General features: G+C 51.8%; 1 protein-coding gene. It reads right to left on the bottom strand.

Going from position 1 to position 1,337, the window contains the following annotated elements; genetic code table 11:
* Positions 1-84: 84 nt before the first annotated feature.
* Positions 85-1,182, bottom strand: coding sequence for an ISAs1 family transposase (locus RMO15_RS24530; protein ID WP_309718795.1), 1,098 nt, complete (start codon positions 1,180-1,182; stop codon positions 85-87).
* Positions 1,183-1,337: the final 155 nt, after the last annotated feature.

Below are 1,337 nucleotides of genomic sequence, written 5' to 3'. Positions count from 1 at the left end.
TCTCTGCAAAAGCATTGCGCAGGCACACGGCGGACAAATTTCGTTTGCCAGTGCGCTGGGCCAGGGAACCAGGTGAATTGCATCTTATGCTGCCAAGACCTTCTCCAGATAGGTCACGTCCCATCCCGCCATCTGGCGCTTGGTCTGAACACCAACTTTCTCACTGGTTTCCCGCTTCAAAAGGGAGAGAGCAAGGCGACGAAAGACTCCAAGGCTAACCGCACCATTACCACTTACACGAGATAAGTCCTCACGAAAGAACACATCCAAACGCCAATGCTGACTGTTCTCTATACCCCAATGACCACGAGTCGCACGAACAAATAAGCCCGCACGACCAGAAGCACTCGAAAGAAAGTAACGAATCTGACGACTTTTCTCCTGGGTGCCCTTGTAGCAAATCCGCTCGACACAGACGACATTTTTCAAGTCTGGCCAGCGCTCGAAGGGGTCAATCAAGGCCACATCGCTTACTACCCAGCAACGACGCTCCTCACGAACACCACGATGATAGCTTCTCTGGAGGCACGAATCTGCACTGCTAAGTTTGCCAGCACGGATCTTGTCGAAAAGTTGCTGGGCAGAGTTATAGGCTTGGCCCTGGTTGTTTTTAAGTGCCAAAAGGTAGTCTGCCTTACGCTTTCGAATTGCTTGAGCGGTCTCCACCTGAGTGTGAAGAGCATCGGCAGTTACCAGGCATCCCTCCAAGTTCAGCAGAGCAAGCAGCTTGCGCATCACTTCTTGTTCATCGGCTCCCTCTTTTGCTTTGGCTACCGCTAAGATGAGTTGTGAGTCGCTTGCCCAGGCAGTTACCAGATTCAAAACGCCTAAAGCGCCTTTGAGTCGTTTACCGTCGAAAGCAACCACAGGAGCATCTCCCTGGACCGTAGCCGTTTTTGTCCAAGTTTGACTTGCCCAGTCTGTGAGGCACTGTGCTAGCAACTTCGGGTCGATCTTGGCTAGGACGCGTCCGACAGTATCGTGAGAGGGAATGGCTTCAATGCCGAAGTTTTGCTTAAGCCATTCTCGTTGTGAGTCTGCCCACTTGACGATGGCGACCAGGGAGTCTGCGGAGCAAATGAGAGCACAGAGTACGATGATGAGAATGTCTGCCAGTGGGTATTTTCGGGTTCTTTTTACTCGCGGGTCGGTAAGTGTTTTAAATTTTTCCAAGAGACTCATGGGGTCGTCCTCCTGAGGAGGTTTTACCCCAACCGATTTAGATGCGATTCACCTGGCCAGGGAACCGGGTGCAAGACATTAAAGTGGTGAGGTATCCCCTCTTCTGGGTCGGGCATTCCAGAACGCTTGAAAGACATCCCACTCACCACCCAAAA

It is taken from the genome of Armatimonas sp., assembly GCF_031410135.1.
In the GTDB taxonomy this organism is placed as follows: domain Bacteria; phylum Armatimonadota; class Armatimonadia; order Armatimonadales; family Armatimonadaceae; genus Armatimonas.
The sequence above is the reverse complement of the archived record's forward strand: the minus strand, read 5'-3'. Positions and strand labels throughout refer to the sequence as shown.

Coding starts and splice junctions, on each gene's coding strand:
- RMO15_RS24530 (WP_309718795.1), bottom strand. CDS start 1,182: ATGAGTCTCTTGGAAAAATTTAAAACACTTACCGACCCGCGAGTAAAA.